Source organism: Comamonas aquatica NBRC 14918, from assembly GCF_000739875.1.
GTDB lineage: Bacteria > Pseudomonadota > Gammaproteobacteria > Burkholderiales > Burkholderiaceae_C > Comamonas > Comamonas aquatica.
Genome location: NZ_BBJR01000061.1, coordinates 1 through 14,433 on the forward strand (window position 1 = coordinate 1; position 14,433 = coordinate 14,433).

The 14,433-nt window shown below is 64.5% G+C and carries 15 protein-coding genes and 1 pseudogene; 6 read left to right on the forward strand and 10 right to left on the reverse strand.

Annotated elements, in window-relative coordinates; genetic code table 11:
- Positions 1 to 349 precede the first annotated feature (349 nt).
- Together CA2_RS14040 and CA2_RS14045 are read left to right on the forward strand one after the other, a co-directional pair.
- Positions 350 to 838 carry a pilin gene (locus CA2_RS14040; RefSeq protein ID WP_042418551.1) on the forward strand — a complete coding sequence of 163 codons (489 nt, stop codon included), beginning with the start codon at positions 350 to 352 and terminating at the stop codon, positions 836 to 838.
- Positions 839 to 909: 71 nt separating this feature from the next.
- Positions 910 to 2,586 carry a PglL family O-oligosaccharyltransferase gene (locus tag CA2_RS14045; RefSeq protein WP_042418554.1) on the forward strand — a complete coding sequence of 559 codons (1,677 nt, stop codon included), beginning with the start codon at positions 910 to 912 and terminating at the stop codon, positions 2,584 to 2,586.
- Between the two features lie 4 nt (positions 2,587 to 2,590).
- On the opposite strand, the gene moaC is transcribed toward CA2_RS14045, so the two are convergent.
- A complete protein-coding gene (gene moaC, locus CA2_RS14050; RefSeq protein ID WP_042418557.1) occupies positions 2,591 to 3,094 on the reverse strand; it encodes a cyclic pyranopterin monophosphate synthase MoaC in 504 nt (167 codons plus the stop codon).
- 231 nt (positions 3,095 to 3,325) lie between these two features.
- On the opposite strand from moaC, the gene CA2_RS14055 reads away from it, so the two are divergent.
- Entirely contained in the window at positions 3,326 to 4,870 is a 1,545-nt protein-coding gene (locus CA2_RS14055; RefSeq protein ID WP_052369949.1) for a M48 family metalloprotease, read from the forward strand.
- Here the strand turns inward: CA2_RS14055 and CA2_RS14060 are convergent.
- The 3 genes and pseudogenes from CA2_RS14060 to CA2_RS14070 form a co-directional block, all read right to left on the reverse strand.
- On the reverse strand, positions 4,841 to 5,191 hold the full coding sequence (locus CA2_RS14060; protein ID WP_042418619.1) for a phage holin family protein: 351 nt from the start codon (positions 5,189 to 5,191) through the stop codon (positions 4,841 to 4,843). The two genes, CA2_RS14055 and CA2_RS14060, sit on opposite strands and share 30 nt — an antisense overlap.
- Before the next feature lie 187 nt (positions 5,192 to 5,378).
- Positions 5,379 to 5,832, reverse strand: a pseudogene (locus tag CA2_RS14065) (hypothetical protein).
- 144 nt (positions 5,833 to 5,976) lie between these two features.
- Complete coding sequence (locus CA2_RS14070) at positions 5,977 to 6,744, reverse strand: TerC family protein (RefSeq protein ID WP_042418560.1); 768 nt, start codon at positions 6,742 to 6,744, stop codon at positions 5,977 to 5,979.
- 386 nt (positions 6,745 to 7,130) lie between these two features.
- Here CA2_RS14070 and CA2_RS14075 point away from each other — a divergent pair, with 386 nt between their 5' ends.
- Positions 7,131 to 7,544, forward strand: coding sequence for a DUF3717 domain-containing protein (locus CA2_RS14075; RefSeq protein ID WP_042418622.1), 414 nt, complete (start codon positions 7,131 to 7,133; stop codon positions 7,542 to 7,544).
- A 102-nt stretch (positions 7,545 to 7,646) separates the two neighbouring features.
- Here the strand turns inward: CA2_RS14075 and CA2_RS14080 are convergent, their stop codons facing one another.
- From CA2_RS14080 to def, 5 genes are all read right to left on the reverse strand, one after another.
- A complete protein-coding gene (locus tag CA2_RS14080) occupies positions 7,647 to 7,991 on the reverse strand; it encodes an AzlD domain-containing protein (protein WP_245620965.1) in 345 nt (114 codons plus the stop codon).
- Entirely contained in the window at positions 7,988 to 8,803 is an 816-nt protein-coding gene (locus CA2_RS14085) for an AzlC family ABC transporter permease (protein ID WP_439708937.1), read from the reverse strand. Before CA2_RS14085 ends, CA2_RS14080 begins: the two co-directional genes overlap by 4 nt.
- 17 nt (positions 8,804 to 8,820) lie before the next feature.
- Positions 8,821 to 9,789 carry a methionyl-tRNA formyltransferase gene (fmt, locus tag CA2_RS14090; RefSeq protein ID WP_042418628.1) on the reverse strand — a complete coding sequence of 323 codons (969 nt, stop codon included), beginning with the start codon at positions 9,787 to 9,789 and terminating at the stop codon, positions 8,821 to 8,823.
- A 71-nt stretch (positions 9,790 to 9,860) separates the two neighbouring features.
- Positions 9,861 to 10,310, reverse strand: coding sequence for a hypothetical protein (locus CA2_RS14095; protein ID WP_370513797.1), 450 nt, complete (start codon positions 10,308 to 10,310; stop codon positions 9,861 to 9,863).
- Between the two features lie 59 nt (positions 10,311 to 10,369).
- The gene (def, locus tag CA2_RS14100) at positions 10,370 to 10,879 is read right to left on the reverse strand and encodes a peptide deformylase (protein ID WP_042418571.1); all 510 of its coding nucleotides are present in this window, start codon (positions 10,877 to 10,879) and stop codon (positions 10,370 to 10,372) included.
- Positions 10,880 to 11,039: 160 nt separating this feature from the next.
- Between def and CA2_RS14105 the strand changes: the two genes are divergently transcribed.
- Both CA2_RS14105 and dprA read left to right on the forward strand, forming a co-directional pair.
- Positions 11,040 to 12,230, forward strand: a complete 1,191-nt coding sequence (locus CA2_RS14105; RefSeq protein WP_042418574.1) for a LysM peptidoglycan-binding domain-containing protein — start codon at positions 11,040 to 11,042, stop codon at positions 12,228 to 12,230.
- Positions 12,231 to 12,256: 26 nt separating this feature from the next.
- Positions 12,257 to 13,405, forward strand: a complete 1,149-nt coding sequence (dprA, locus tag CA2_RS14110; protein ID WP_042418631.1) for a DNA-processing protein DprA — start codon at positions 12,257 to 12,259, stop codon at positions 13,403 to 13,405.
- A gap of 67 nt (positions 13,406 to 13,472) precedes the next feature.
- Here the strand turns inward: dprA and secF are convergent, their stop codons facing one another.
- The gene (gene secF, locus CA2_RS14115; RefSeq protein WP_042418577.1) at positions 13,473 to 14,423 is read right to left on the reverse strand and encodes a protein translocase subunit SecF; all 951 of its coding nucleotides are present in this window, start codon (positions 14,421 to 14,423) and stop codon (positions 13,473 to 13,475) included.
- Positions 14,424 to 14,433 lie beyond the last annotated feature (10 nt).

Here is a 14,433-nt window from a genome sequence, read left to right on the forward strand (position 1 = left end):
TACAGCGCGCTACAGAGCGGTTGGCGCCACGGCCCGGCCAGCAGCATCTGGTTGACTCAAAAAGTAGAGCAGGCTCTGCATGTTCCAAAAAAAATGCGATGCGATTGACGCTTGAAAAGCTTGTTTGATGCGCGCAGACAGCTATCTTTTCAATAGACATATAACCGCATGACAAAAACGTCACCCCCCAAAGCACAGACCACCCCCAAGAAGTGACATTTCACGCCGAATTGCAAGCAAATTTTTCAACAACAAGGACTAACGCCCCATTTTCCGGCCACCCCTCGCTGGCACGGCGTTTGCAGCAAGTCCTGCGGATTTAATTTTTCTTCACTCCAAGGAGCTTTTCATGAAGCGTACGATGCAACAGGGTTTCACCCTGATCGAACTGATGATCGTGGTGGCGATCATCGGTATTTTGGCGGCGGTGGCCCTGCCAGCTTACAAGGACTACACCTTGAAGGCAAAGATGTCTGAGGTGATCCTGGCCGCTTCCGGCTGCCGCACTACCATTACGGAGGTGTACCAGACCGGTACATCCGCTGCCATGCCGACCGAGGGCAACTGGGGCTGTGAGACTGCGTCGGGCGCTTCCGCACCCAGCAAGTACGTAGCCCGCGTGGCAACTACTGACAACGGTCGAATCATTGTGACCGCGCAAGGCTTCGGAGAATCCAATATCGACACCCACCAAGTCATTTTGGAGCCTCGCGATGCATCCGGTGATCCCTTGGTCGCGACAGCGGCACCAGTACAAGTCAACCAATGGGCATGCGGCGCAACATCTGGCGATGCGATCCTGAAGTACCTGCCTGGTTCGTGCAAGACCCCCTTTTAACGCCCCTTAAACGGTTAACGAACACTTAAACAAAGAGCGTGCTATGCACGCTCTTTTTCATTTACTCAGCCATGGCATACATTTTCAGCGGGTGCATATTTTTAGGATGGTTGGCCCCCAACCATTACTTCCCCTGGCTGTCCGCATGGAATGAAGCCATCTCCATCGCTGGGCTGCTGCTGTTTGCGATTTTTAGTCTGCGCACCTCTGGGCCTTCGCCCAGCACTTCTCGCCCCATCGCTTGCTTCTTTGCGCTGACCGCCGCGCTCCCATGGCTACAACTGGCGACGGGCCACTTGTTTTTCATGGGGGATGCCGTCATGGTCAGCCTGTACGCGGCCTTAGGGCTGCTAGCTGTCTGCCTAGGACATCGGCTCTCCCCAAACCAATACCAGCAACCTAATGGGGAGCTGCGAGCATTCACCAGCGCCTGTGCCATAGCCGCAATCTTGAGCACGGGGGTCGCGCTGGTGCAATGGACTAGCGCCCTGTCCCTGGGCATTTATGGTGCCGAGCTACCACCTGGAAGCCGCCCCTTTGGGAATGTGGCCCAGCCCAATCACTTAAACACCCTGTGCTTTATGGGCCTGTGCGCCCTGTTCTGGCTGTATGAGCAGCGGCAATTGAACAGAACCAGCTTTTGGATCGGTGCGCTCTTTCTGGTATGTGGCATGTTGCTGTCGCAATCGCGCACAGGATGGCTACAGATTGGACTCTTGGTGACATGGGGATGTATCCAGTCCCTGCGCATGCGTGGTCGCATTACCGTCATCTGGCTGGTGCTACTGGGCAGCGTGTTTGCGCTGGGTGTTGTGCTGTGGCAGCCACTGAATGAGCTGCTGCTCCTCAACCCTGGCCGTGACTTCAGCAGCCAAATGCACTCCGGAACTCGCCCAGCCTATTGGCTGACGATGCTGGATGCCATATCTCGCCACCCCTGGTGGGGCTATGGATGGCAACAAATTGGATCGGCCCAGCAAGCTGTAGCCCTGAGCCACCCACCTTCCATCGAATATTTCGAGCACAGCCACAATCTCATCTTGGATTTTGTGTTGTGGAATGGTTTGCCTATCGGCCTGCTGCTTACCGGGCTATTAGCTTGGTGGCTCTATCAACAAATACGTGGATACGAATCCCCAGCCACAGGGTGGCTGCTGCTGGCACTGATGGGCCTCGGCCTGCATGGCCTGCTGGAATATCCGCTGGAATATGCCTATTTTCTGATTCCTGCTGGCTTGCTCATAGGCTGCATCGAAGCCAGCACCTCGCAAACAAGCCAGCGACTGGTGCGTATCCCTAAGCCCCTGTTCACGACAGGCATTGCCATTACATCGCTGGCGGCCGCCCTGGTGGCAACGGACTGGCTGTCTGCCGAGGCCAATTACCGTACGCTACGCTTCGAATCTGCGCGCATCGGCATGCAAGCCATACCCAGCGAAGCCCCCTCATTGCGACTACTCACGCAGCTTCAAGCATTTTTGCAATTTGCACGTACGGAAGCCACACCCAACATGGCAGCTGAACAGTTGGAATGGATGCGACAGGTCAGCCAGCGTTTTGGCTATCCCCCTGTGCTGTTCCGCTATGCCTTGGCTGCAGGCTTAAACGGCTTCCCAGAAGAAGCAGGGAAAAGTTTGGCCCGGATCTGCCGCATTTACGGCGACGGTGCGCGCTGCACGGAAGTACGAGAGGGCTGGATACAGCTACAACAGCGCTACCCCCAGTTGCAACCTATCACAGCCCCGTGAAGCCTTACACCGGTCCTGCGGTCCAACTCCCCGACTTCCCCCCCCGCTTTTCCAGCACCCGCACGCCCTCCATCACCATACCCTTGTCCACGGCCTTGCACATGTCATAAATGGTCAAAAGGCTGATCTGGACTGCGGTGAGTGCTTCCATTTCCACCCCCGTCTGGCCGTGGGTTTCCAAGGTGGCGGTACAGCGTACGGCGTGGGTTTCAGGTAGTAATTCAAATTCCACGGCCACGCGCGTCAGAGCCAGGGGGTGGCACAGGGGAATGAGGTTACTGGTCTGCTTGGCCGCCATGATGCCGGCAACCCGGGCAATGCCCAGCACATCGCCCTTCTTGGCCGTGCCGCTCTGGATGATGGCCAAGGTGGCGGGCTGCATCACGATGCGCCCTTCGGCCACGGCAATGCGGTGGGTCGTACTTTTCCCACCCACATCCACCATGTGTGCCTGGCCATGGGCATCAAAGTGGGTCAGGCCTTGGTTGGGGTGCTGGTCGGGGTTCATAGCTCGGAGGGGTCCAGGGTTCATAAAAACCATCCTCAGCGGAAACAGCGCATGCAGGCAGACGCCGATGGGGGATGGATCTTGGGTGCAGCACCTCGCAAGGCTTGCACCGCGCACGAAGTCCGCCCGCTCTCCTGCCAGATTGGCAGGTAAAGCTGGGAACGGTGGCGCAATGCAGGCATCATAAGAGTCTGTCCCCGCCTCAGACGGCCTTGTGCCTTTACATCGCCAATGACATTTCCGCTTTCTCGCCGGGCAACGCCTGCCCTGTGCCATGCGCTGCTGGTGCTGGCCCTTGCCTCCCCTTTGCTGCACCTTCCCACGGCGTCAGCCCAATTGGCACTCCCCAACATGGGCGATGGCGCTGACATCACCACCAGCGAGGAGCGCCGCCTGGGCGATCGCATCATCCGCTCGCTGTACCGTGACCCGGACTACATCGACGACCTCCAGCTGCACGCCTATGTGATGGACATCTGGCTGCCCCTGGTACAGGCCTCCAAAGACCGCGGCGACATGTCGCAGGAGCTGCAGGAGCGCTTTGCCTGGCAGGTCCTGCTGGGCCGGGACAAAAGCATCAACGCCTTTGCGCTGCCCGGCGGCTACCTGGGGGTGCACCTGGGCTTGATTGGCGCCGTCACCAGCCGCGACGAGCTGGCCTCGGTCATGGCCCACGAGCTGACACACGTCACCCAGCGCCACATTGCACGCATGATCGGCGAGGAAAAGAAGAGCACGCCCCTGTTGATTGCCGGGATGATCCTGGGCGCCCTGGCCGCCAGCAAAAGCCCCGACGCGGCCAATGCGATGATCGTCGGCGGCCAGGCGGCCGCCATCCAGAACCAGCTGGGCTTCTCCCGCGATATGGAGCGCGAGGCCGACCGCATTGGCTCCAGCCTGCTGGCACCTGCCGGGTTTGCCCCCCAGGGGGCTGTCAGCATGTTCGAGAAGCTGCAGTACGCCAGCCGCCTGAACGACAACGGCAGCTGGCCCTATCTGCGCAGCCACCCCTTGACCACCGAGCGCATTGCCGACATGCAGGCGCGCATCCCGCACGGCCAGCAGCAGGCGGCCCAGCCGACCATGGAACACGCCATGATGGCGGCGCGCGCCCGGGTGCTCAGCCGCCCGGGCTCGGACAAACTGCGCCAATGGAGCCGCCAGCCCCAGATGCCGGAGTTCGCCCAGCTGTCAGCCATCGATCAAGCCGGACAGCTGTACGCAGCGGCCCTGAGCCAGATCCAGCTCAAAGACTGGAGGGCCGCGCGCCAGGCCTGGGCCCAACTGGGCCGCCATGCGCAGGCCCAGGGCGACCGTGCAGCCCAGCAACAAGTGCGATGGCTGGGTGCCGAGCTGGAGCTGGCCGCACAGCAGCCCCAGGCGGCCCTGCGCGCCCTGGGTGATACCAACCTGCGGGGCGATGTGCCGCGCCCTCAGCTGCTGCTGGCCGGCCAGGCCTTGCTGGCCACCGGGCAGGCCCAGCCCGTGGCGGAACGCCTGCAGACCTGGGTGGTCACACACCCGCACGATGCCGCCGCCTGGCGCCTGCTGTCGCAGGCCTGGCAGGCGCAGCACCAAACGCTGCGTGCCATCCGTGCGGAAGCCGAGGCTCATGCGGCGCATTACGACTACGCGGCGGCCGTGGACCGCTTCAAGGCCGGCCAGGATGCCGCGCGGCGCAGCCAGGGCACCGCCGACTACATCGAGGTTTCGATTATCGACACCCGCCTGCGCGCCGTGGAAGCCTTATTGCGGGAACAGGCGCGCGAGAAGTGAGTCGATGGCCATGCCCAACAGGGAGAACAGAATCGCTCCCCAGACGGCGGCCCAAAAGCCCGTCACATGCAGGCCGCCGAGCAAGCCCGACGCGGCCCACAGCATCAGTCCGTTGACGACAAAGAGGAACAGGCCCACGGTCAGCAAAGTCACCGGCAAGGTCAGCAAGACCAGCACGGGGCGCACCAACGTGTTCAGCAAGCTGATCACCACCACGGCCCACAGGGCCGAGGCATAGCTCGCCACCTGCACGCCACTGAAGACTGCCGCTACCAGGAGCAGGGCCCCGGCATTCAACAACCATTTGAGCAAGAGTTTCATGCACCACAGCATAGCAGCGTGGTGCATGCCACAAGCCTGGTCCCTGGACACACACCAACCGCCCCCCGCAAGTGTTGGCGCGTGATCCCAGGCCCCAAGCGGCCGCTTGGGCTCGGCACGGCCAGGCGACAAAAAAGCCCGGCGATGCCGTCACGGCATCCCGGGCTAGCACATGGGCGCTGGAGGCTTAAGCCGCCAGTGTCTCGCCGATCAACACGCTCCACAGCGCGCCAATGCCGGCCAGGGTGCCGGCCAGTTTGCGCAGCATCGGTCCCTCGGCCTTGGGGGCGGCCACTTCCAGCTTGGGACGGCGCAGGTCCACGACCTGTGCGGCCGTGCCATGCTCGGCTTGCAGCTGGGCCAGCACGTCCGGCAGCGGTCCACGCGCCAGCATCGTGCTGACCTGCAGGCCACTGCCCTGGGCCAGCGCGGGCGCACAGGCTTCGAACAGCTTGTCGGCCCACTTGTTGCGCCAGTTCTCGCGCGCGGTTGCTGACAAAGCGGCTGACGCGGTGCGTGATGCGGGGCGCGCATGCCACCAGCACGCAGTGGCGGCGGTCCGCACCCGGTGCCTGGGCCATGGCCTGCAGCAATGGTTTGGCGTACTCTGCGTCATCTACGTAGACGATGATGGTGTCCATGCACCCCTCCTTGGTGACTTCGTAAAGAAAAAACAACCCTGCTGGGACTCACAAATGGGCCTGAGGTTCCATTTGCCGCCACCAGCAGGGCTGCGGGGATCTGCTCAGCAGCCCGCACACGGGGCTGCCGGCCTATCACAGGGCTTAGTGGGCCGCTTCAGACTTCTTCTGCTTGGCAGCCACCATCTTGCCGATGGCGAGCACCAGCAGTGCACCACCCACGTGGGCCACCCAGTAGATGGGCATGGACGCGTTGAACACGGCCATCTTGGTTTCAGCGTTGTAGTCCAGCAGCTTGGGCGCCCAGGTCCACTGGTCGGGGTTCACAAACAGCGGGTCGGTCACCAGCATGCCGCCGGCAATCCAGCCCAGCAGCATGCCGCCGGCGACGATGATCAGAGGGTAACGTTCCATCAGCTTGATGACCAGCTGCGAACCCCACACGATGATCGGGATGGAGATCAGCAGACCCAGGATGATCAGCAGCAACTGGTGCTCGCCCGAGCTCTGGGCCGCGCCGGCGATGGCGATCACGTTGTCCACGGACATCACCAGGTCGGCCACGATGATGGTCTTGATGGCGGCGAACAGCTTGTCGCTGCCTTCGATGTTGTCGTGGCTTTCCTCTTCGGGGGCAATCAGCTTCATGCCGATCCACACCAGCAGCAGCGCACCCACCACCTTCAGGAACGGCAGCTGCAGCAGCACCATGGCGAACGCGATCAGGATGACGCGCAGCACGATGGCACCGGCCGTGCCGTAGATGATGCCCTTGCGGCGCTGCTCAGGCGGCAGCTTGCGGCAGGCCAGCGCGATCACGACCGCGTTGTCGCCACCCAGCAGGATGTCGATGATGATGATTTGCCCCAGCGCAATCCAGAAAGGGGCATGGGTCAGGAAATCCAAATCCATATAAAACCTCTGTAGAAGACCGCACGAACGCAAGCGCCATGCGGCAGTTATTACGCATGGCTCACCAAAGAGAAGCGGGAGTCACCCCGGCGGAATGCCCGGGCACTGTGGGAGCTTCTTGGGAGACCATATGTAGTCAGTCGCCCAAAGGTCTTGCCCGCAAGTTCCCGCAGAACCTTGCCTGACAAGCCGGAAGCCATGGGCTTCGTACTGACGACCTGTCAATCTGCCGGGGAGCGGCCGAATTGCGCCTCCCAGCAGGGAGCTACTCCCCTTTGAAGCCCGCAATTTAAACACAAGTCAAAGTCCTGTGGGCACAAATGTGCATGTGGATTTTGCGGATGCCGCCAGCGGACGGCCTGTGCCTGGCGTACGCTGTCGCCGTCATGGAAAGCATTCACATCACGGATCTGGAAGCCGCCATCAATTACTGGCGCGATCGCAGCCCTGCGGGCACCGGCGCGGCACTGGCGCCGGCCACCACCCACCTGGCCGAGGTGTATGCCGGCATGATTTGCGCCAAAACCACAGCGGTTGCCATCGAGGACCTGCCCGACGCCGCGCTGCAGGCCTGGCTGGCCTGGTACGACACGCAGCCGGACACGCCCTGCATCGCGATCTGCTCGACCAGCCAGGGCGATGACCAGTGCAAGGGCTGTGGCCGCAGCTTTGCCGAGGTGCAGCTTTGGCCCGGGTTGAGCCCGTACGCCAAGCGCGCCGTGTGGCGGCGCATCACCGACGAAGGCCAGGCCTGGCGCTTCACGCGCTATGCCGAGCGTGCCGTCGAGGGGCGGACTTAAAAGGTATAGCTGCCTACGCACACCCTGCAGTCATTTTCAAGGCTTTCAGCATTGAAATGCTGGATGGAAGCGCGCTGGCAGCTCTTTTTTCTGAAGCGACGGCTACCAGCCCCAGCCAATGTGCAGCGGCAGGTACACGGCCATGCCGATCACGATGGTGCCCAGGATGCCACGCTGCCACCAGAAGTAGGCGGTGGCGCACAGTGCGGCAGGCAGGCGGGCATCGGCCAGCCTGGTGATGAGGGCGCCCTGCTGCATCACCAGCTCGGGCGCAATCACCGCCGCCAGCGCCGCCAGCGGCGCGTACTTGAGTCCGCGCTTGAACCATTCGGGCATGGGCACTTCGCGCTCGGGAATCATGAAGAAGGCGCGCGTGACCAGGGTCACCAGCGCCAGGCCGACGGAGGCCACCCAGGGCTCCCAGCCCGTCATCACAGCGGTGCTCATCGCGGCTCCTTGGTGTCGGCATGCCCGGGCAATGGCATGACAGGGTGCTTTTCGCCCCGGGCGGGGTCGGGCGGGCGGATGGCTGGCTGCGGGCGCAGGCGCTGGGCGCGGCGCTCGGCCGCCTCCATCAACAGCCCGGCCGTCACGGCCGCGGCAATCGCCACCAGGATGTTGAGCTTCAGTGGCAGCGCAAACGCCGCCACCGCCGCGCCGCAGGCCACCACGCAGGCCATCCAGGTGGCCGCATCCTTGAGCATGGAGTACAGCACGCCCAGCAGCGCCAGCACGCCGGCAAAGCCCAGGCCCCACTCCAGCGGGATGGCATGCGCCAGCAGGATGCCGGCAATCGAGGCGATCTGCCACGACAGCCAGTTGACCGTGGCCGCGCCCCAGAAGAAGGGCAGCTGCTCCGGCGTTTTCTCCGGGGTGCTGAACCGCTGGCTGAAGGCCACGAAGATCACGTCCCCGCTGAAATAGCCCAGCGCCAGGCGGTGCGGACGGCGCAGGTGGCTGAAATAGTGGCGCCACATGCTGCTCAGGATGACGAAGCGCAGGTTCACGCAGATGGCCGTGAACCACACCACCCACAGGGGCGCGCCCACCACCATCAGCGGCAGCACCGCCAGCTGGGCACTGCCGGCGTAGACGGTCAGCGACATGAAGATCGCCAGCGGCACCGACATGCCGCTCTTGACCATGGCCACGCCCGTCACCAGGCCCCAGGCGGCAATCCCCAGCATGGTGGCCAGCACGGCCTGCACACCCTGGCGATAGGCCGGATCGCGCGCAATCCCCTGCACGCGCTGTCTCATGGAATGCACCGACATGTTCAGGCGTCGGCAGGCTGGGTCAGCACCGCGCCCACGGGCAGCTCAAAGCCGCGCAGGAAGTCCGCCGCCGGCAAGCGCTTGCCGCCCGCGCGCTGCAGTTGCGTCAGGCACAAGGCCCCCTGGCCGCAGGCGACCACCACGCCATCGGCATCCGCGGCCAGCACGGTGCCCGGCAGGGCCGATCCGGCATAGGCCTGGGGCACGGCCGCCCACAGCTTGATGACCTCGTCGCCCGCTTGCGTGGCGCCCCCCGGGAAGGGGTTGAAGGCGCGCAGGCGGCGGTCGAGTGCGTCGGCCGACAGGCGCCAGTCCATCCAGCTTTCGGCTTTCTCGATCTTGTGGGCATAGGTCACGCCCTCGGCCGGCTGGGGGGTGCGCGGCAGGCCGCCGCAGGCGCTCATCTCCAGCGCCTCGACGATCATGCGCCCCCCCAGGTCGGCCAGCTTGTCGTGCAGGCTGGCCGTGGTGTCGCTGGCGGTGATCGGCAGGCGCTCGATCAGGCACATGTCGCCGGTGTCCAGGCCGATGTCCATCTGCATGATGGTCACACCGGTCTCGGCGTCGCCGGCCTCGATGGCGCGGTGGATGGGTGCCGCCCCGCGCCAGCGCGGCAGCAGTGAGGCGTGGATGTTCAGGCAGCCGCGCGGTGGCAGGTCCAGCACCCATTGCGGGAGGATCAGGCCATAGGCGGCCACCACCATCACATCGGCGCGGGCCTCCAGCAGGGCCTGGCGCGCGGCAGTGGCGTCCTCGGGGTATTTGCCGTCCAGGCGCAGACTCAGGGGCTGCGCCACCGGGATGCCGTGCGCCTGGGCGCACTGCTTGACGGGCGAGGCCTGCAGCTTCATGCCGCGGCCTGCGGGGCGATCGGGCTGGGTCAGCACCAGCGGGACCTCAAAACCTGCCTGCAGCAGGCGTTCCAGCGCCACACGCGCAAAATCGGGCGTGCCAGCAAAAATCACTCTCATGCGTTCCATCCAAGGCAAAACTGCCAGTTGCCGCGCTACCGGGCCGACCACCGGTGCAGCAGGCGGAGTCTTCAAGGGCGCGTATCGTCGTCCAGGCGCCGCTCGTCGGTGAACATGACGCGGCGCACCACGCCCTGCGGATCGAGGAACACGTGCGCCTGGCGGTCGATGCCATTTTCGCGAATCCGGTAGGTCCAGATATCGCCTTTGAAGTTGGCGACACCCTCGACCAGCGCAGGGCGTCCGAAGAAATCCAGCACGCTCTGGCGGTCGTCCACCCCCACGCGCAAGCGCTGGAAATAGGCCTCCTGCAGCACCTGCTCCACGCGCAGCAGGCGCTGCTGCCCATCCATCACCATGTGGTAGACCTGCTGGCCCGCCGGCTGGAAGCTGTAGACCCAGCGTTCGCCGCCATCGACCAGGGGCACCTGGACCTGCGGCGCCCCCATGCCCTGCGCAATCTGCGCGGCCGGTGTGCCGGGCTTTTGCCACTGCGGCACCATGCAGGCGGACAAGGCCATGCAGCCGGCCACCACCCACGCCCAGCGCCACCCTTGGGCCTGCCCTGGGCGCACCGCCATCAGTGGGCCGCCTGCTTCTGCATCTTGACCAGCTTGGTCTTGATGCGGTTGCGCTTGAGGGGCGACAGGTATTCCACGAACACCTTGCCCATCAGGTGGTCCATCTCGTGCTGGATGCAGATGGCCAGCAGGCCTTCGGCCTCGATCTCGCGGCTGGCGCCGTTTTCGTCCAGGGCCTTCACCTTGACGGCCGTGGAGCGCTCCACACCGTCGTAAATGCCGGGCACGGACAGACAGCCTTCCTCGCCCACCTGCTTTTCGTCGCTGGCCCAGACCAGCTCCGGATTGATCAGCACCAGGGGCTGGTCGCGGTCCTGCGAGACATCGATGACGATCAGGCGCTCGTGGAAATCCACCTGCGTGGCCGCCAGACCGATGCCGTTGGCGTCATACATGGTCTCAAACATGTCCTCGATCTGCTTGCGGATGCGCGCGTCCACCTGCTTCACAGGTTGGGCGACCTTGTGCAGGCGGGGATCGGGGAAGCAAAGAATCGGAAGTAAGGCCATGGCAAGTTCAGAAAATTTGTCGCTATTTTCGCCACTTTCTTGAAATGACGCAGCCCCTGGCACCGATATGCATTGCCCAATCAAGGCCTTGGAATGAGAATCTGCCAGGATGATTCGTTGCACAGCAGCCAAAAGCCTGCACCAAGGAGAGGGAAGAAACATGAAGGGAACTGCCACCACTTGGATCTGGGCCATCGGCACCCTGCTTTGCGGTGCCACGGCTGCGACACAGGCCCAACCCTCCTTTCCGGTCACCGCGGCGCAGCGCGCCACCGCCCAGCAAGTGGCACAGCAAGGCGTGCCCCTGGCCGCGCTGAACCCGAACGCCCCCGACAGCTACACCGTGCAGTCCGGCGACACGCTGTGGCGCATTGCCGGGCTGTACCTGCGCCAGCCCTGGCGCTGGCCGGAGCTGTGGGGCATGAACCTGCAGGCGATTGCCAACCCGCACCTGATTTACCCCGGCCAGGTGCTGTACCTGGAGAAATCCGGGGGCTATGCCCGCCTGAGCAGCACGCGCGGCACCGGCACCCCCACCGTGAAGTTGACCCCCCGGGTGCGCAGCGAGAGCCTGTCGGACCTGGCCCTGCCCACGCTGCAGATGCACCTGATTGAGCCGTTCCTGACCGAGCCCCTGGTCATCAACACCGACACGCTGCAGCGCGCGCCCCGCATCATCGCCGGCGACAACGAACGCATCATGCTCTCGCCCGGGGATCGGGCCTATGCCCGCGGCCCGGTCGATGCGCCCCTGCTGCACAGCCCCGGCACATCGCGCAGCTACCGCCTGTTCCGCCAGGCCACGCCCGTGCGCGACCCGATCACCAAGGAAATCCTGGGCTACGAGGCCCAGTACCTGGGCCAGGCCGAGCTGGAGCGCAGCGAAACCCCGGCCCCCCCGGCACCCGACAAGGCCCAGCGCAGCCCCACCCTGCCGGCCAGCGTGCACATCACCAGAATCAAGGAAGAAATCCTGGCCGGTGACCGCCTGCTGCCCGAGCCGCCTCGCCAGTACCTCAGCTTCGTCCCACACGCCCCCAAGGAGCCAGTGACCGCCCACGTGGCCTCGCTGTACAGCAGCACCGCCGTGCGCTACGGCACCCAGCACCAGGTGGTGGCCATAAACAAGGGCACCCAGGACGGGGTGGTCCCCGGCATGGTGCTGTCGCTGATGACCCAGGGCCAGACCATGGTCGACAAGACCGACCCGCAACGCGCCACCGTCAAGCTGCCCGACGAGGAAAACGGGCTGGCCATGGTGTTCCGCAGCTTCGACCGTGTGTCCTACGTCCTCATCATGGACATCCAGCACGGCGTGCAAATCGGTGATCGGCTGACCTCTCCACAGTGATGCCCATGGCCGCCGCGCTTCCGCCCCTGGAACACCCGGAGCTGGAAGCCTGGCTGCGCCTGTCCCTCACGCCCGGCGTGGGCAACGCGGCCGCACGCCGCCTGCTGACACGTTTCGGCTCCGCACCCGCCATCTTCCAGGCCTCGGTCGCCGAGCTGCAGGACTGCGTCAACCTGGCCCAGGCGGCCCAGCTGCGCCACGCGCCCGAAGGATTTGCCCAGGCCCTGTCCACCACCGGGCAGTGGCTGCAGGGGGCTGCCGAGGGTTTCAGCCACGCCCTGGTCACACTGGGCGACGTCCGCTACCCGGACAGCCTGCTGCACATTCCCGATCCCCCGTTGATGCTGTATGTGACCGGACCGGCACGCTGGCTGCAGCGTCCACAGCCATTGACACACAGCGCCCGCAGCCTGGCGATGGTTGGCTCCCGCAACCCCACGCCCCAGGGGGCTGACAACGCCCGGCAGTTTGCCCACAGCCTGGCCGGCATGGGCTGGTGCATCGTCTCGGGCATGGCCCTGGGCATCGACGCCGCCGCGCACGCCGGCGCCCTCGCCGCGGACACCACGGAAGTGCCGACCATCGCTGTCATCGGCACCGGGGTGGACCGGGTCTACCCGCGCCAGCACAAGCAGCTGGCCCACCAGATTGCCGCGCACGGCCTCATGCTCAGCGAGTTCCCGCTGGGCACACCACCGATTGCCAGCAACTTCCCCAAGCGCAACCGCATCATCTCGGGGCTGTCCTGCGGCACCCTGGTGGTTGAGGCGGCGCTGGCATCCGGCTCGCTGATCACGGCACGCACCGCCTCCGAGCAAGGGCGGGAGGTGTTCGCCATTCCGGGCTCCATCCACGCCCCACAGTCCCGCGGCTGCCATGCCCTGATCCAGCAGGGCGCCAAGCTGGTCACCTGCGCGCAGGACATCCTGGAGGAACTGCAGGGCCCCAGCAGCCAGCGCCCCCCAGCAGCGAGCGATGCCACGACCAGCGCCCCCGCTGCCGCCGAGCACCAGCTGCTGCAGGCCATGGGCTACGACCCCATCGGACTGGATGCCTTGTCCGCCCGCACCGGCTGGGGGGCGGCCGAGTTGCAGGCCCAGTTGCTGGAGCTGGAGCTGGAGGGCTGGCTGTCCCGCCTGCCTGGCGGGCTGTTCCAGCGCACGGCGCACGGCTGACACGGCCATGAAAAAAGGCACCCTAGGGTGCCTTTTTGCTGTCGATGACCGGTGGGCCGCCGCGGGATCAGACCACGGCCCCGGCGTTGGGATCGTTCGGGTCCTGCTCCTGCTTGGTCGGCTTGACCAGGTCTTCGCGCTTGACGCCCAGCCACATCACGATGGCGGCGCCCACGAAGATGGACGAATAAATGCCGAACAAGATGCCGATGGTCAGCGCCAGCGAGAAGTAGTGCAGGCTGGGCCCCCCAAAGAAGAACATGGCCAGCACCATGGCTTCGGTCGACGCGTGGGTGATGATGGTCCGGCTCATGGTGGAGGTGATGGCGTGGTTGATCACGGCCTTGGTGTCCATCTTGCGCTGCTTGCGGAAGGTTTCGCGGATCCGGTCGAACACCACCACCGACTCGTTGACCGAGTAACCCAGCACCGCCAGCACGCCGGCCAGCACGGGCAGCGAAAACTCCCACTGGAAGAACGCGAAGAAGCCCAGGATGATCACCACGTCGTGGAAGTTGGCGAAGGCGGCGGCCACGCCGAACTTCCACTCGAAACGGAAGGCCAGGTAGACGATGATGCCCAGCATCACCACGCCCAGAGCCAGCAAACCGTTGGTCACCAGTTCCTCGCCCACGGAGGGGCCGACGAACTCGGTGCGACGCAGGGTCACCTCGGGGTCCTCGGCCTTCAGCGCCACCATCACCTGCTCGCTCTGCTGCGCCGAGGTCACGTCCTTTTGCACGGGCATGCGGATCATCACGTCGCGCGCCGTCCCGAAGTTCTGCACCGTCACGTCGGTGTAGCCCTTGGCCTGGATGGTGTTGCGCACCTTCTCCAGGTCGGCAGGCTGGCTGTACGCCACCTCCATGACCGTGCCGCCGGTGAATTCCACGGACAGGTGCAGCCCCTTGGTCACCAGGAAGAACACCGCCAGCACGAAGGTGACGATGGAGATCGCGTTGAGCACCAACGCGTGCTTCATGAACGGAATGTCTTTGCGGATACGGAAGAGTTCCATGTCTTCCTCC

Coding starts and splice junctions, on each gene's coding strand:
- CA2_RS14040 (WP_042418551.1), top strand. CDS start 350: ATGAAGCGTACGATGCAACAGGGTTTCACCCTGATCGAACTGATGATC.
- CA2_RS14045 (WP_042418554.1), top strand. CDS start 910: ATGGCATACATTTTCAGCGGGTGCATATTTTTAGGATGGTTGGCCCCC.
- moaC (WP_042418557.1), bottom strand. CDS start 3,094: ATGAACCCCGACCAGCACCCCAACCAAGGCCTGACCCACTTTGATGCC.
- CA2_RS14055 (WP_052369949.1), top strand. CDS start 3,326: ATGACATTTCCGCTTTCTCGCCGGGCAACGCCTGCCCTGTGCCATGCG.
- CA2_RS14060 (WP_042418619.1), bottom strand. CDS start 5,191: ATGAAACTCTTGCTCAAATGGTTGTTGAATGCCGGGGCCCTGCTCCTG.
- CA2_RS14070 (WP_042418560.1), bottom strand. CDS start 6,744: ATGGATTTGGATTTCCTGACCCATGCCCCTTTCTGGATTGCGCTGGGG.
- CA2_RS14075 (WP_042418622.1), top strand. CDS start 7,131: ATGGAAAGCATTCACATCACGGATCTGGAAGCCGCCATCAATTACTGG.
- CA2_RS14080 (WP_245620965.1), bottom strand. CDS start 7,991: ATGAGCACCGCTGTGATGACGGGCTGGGAGCCCTGGGTGGCCTCCGTC.
- CA2_RS14085 (WP_439708937.1), bottom strand. CDS start 8,803: ATGAGACAGCGCGTGCAGGGGATTGCGCGCGATCCGGCCTATCGCCAG.
- fmt (WP_042418628.1), bottom strand. CDS start 9,789: ATGAGAGTGATTTTTGCTGGCACGCCCGATTTTGCGCGTGTGGCGCTG.
- CA2_RS14095 (WP_370513797.1), bottom strand. CDS start 10,310: ATGGCCTTGTCCGCCTGCATGGTGCCGCAGTGGCAAAAGCCCGGCACA.
- def (WP_042418571.1), bottom strand. CDS start 10,879: ATGGCCTTACTTCCGATTCTTTGCTTCCCCGATCCCCGCCTGCACAAG.
- CA2_RS14105 (WP_042418574.1), top strand. CDS start 11,040: ATGAAGGGAACTGCCACCACTTGGATCTGGGCCATCGGCACCCTGCTT.
- secF (WP_042418577.1), bottom strand. CDS start 14,423: ATGGAACTCTTCCGTATCCGCAAAGACATTCCGTTCATGAAGCACGCG.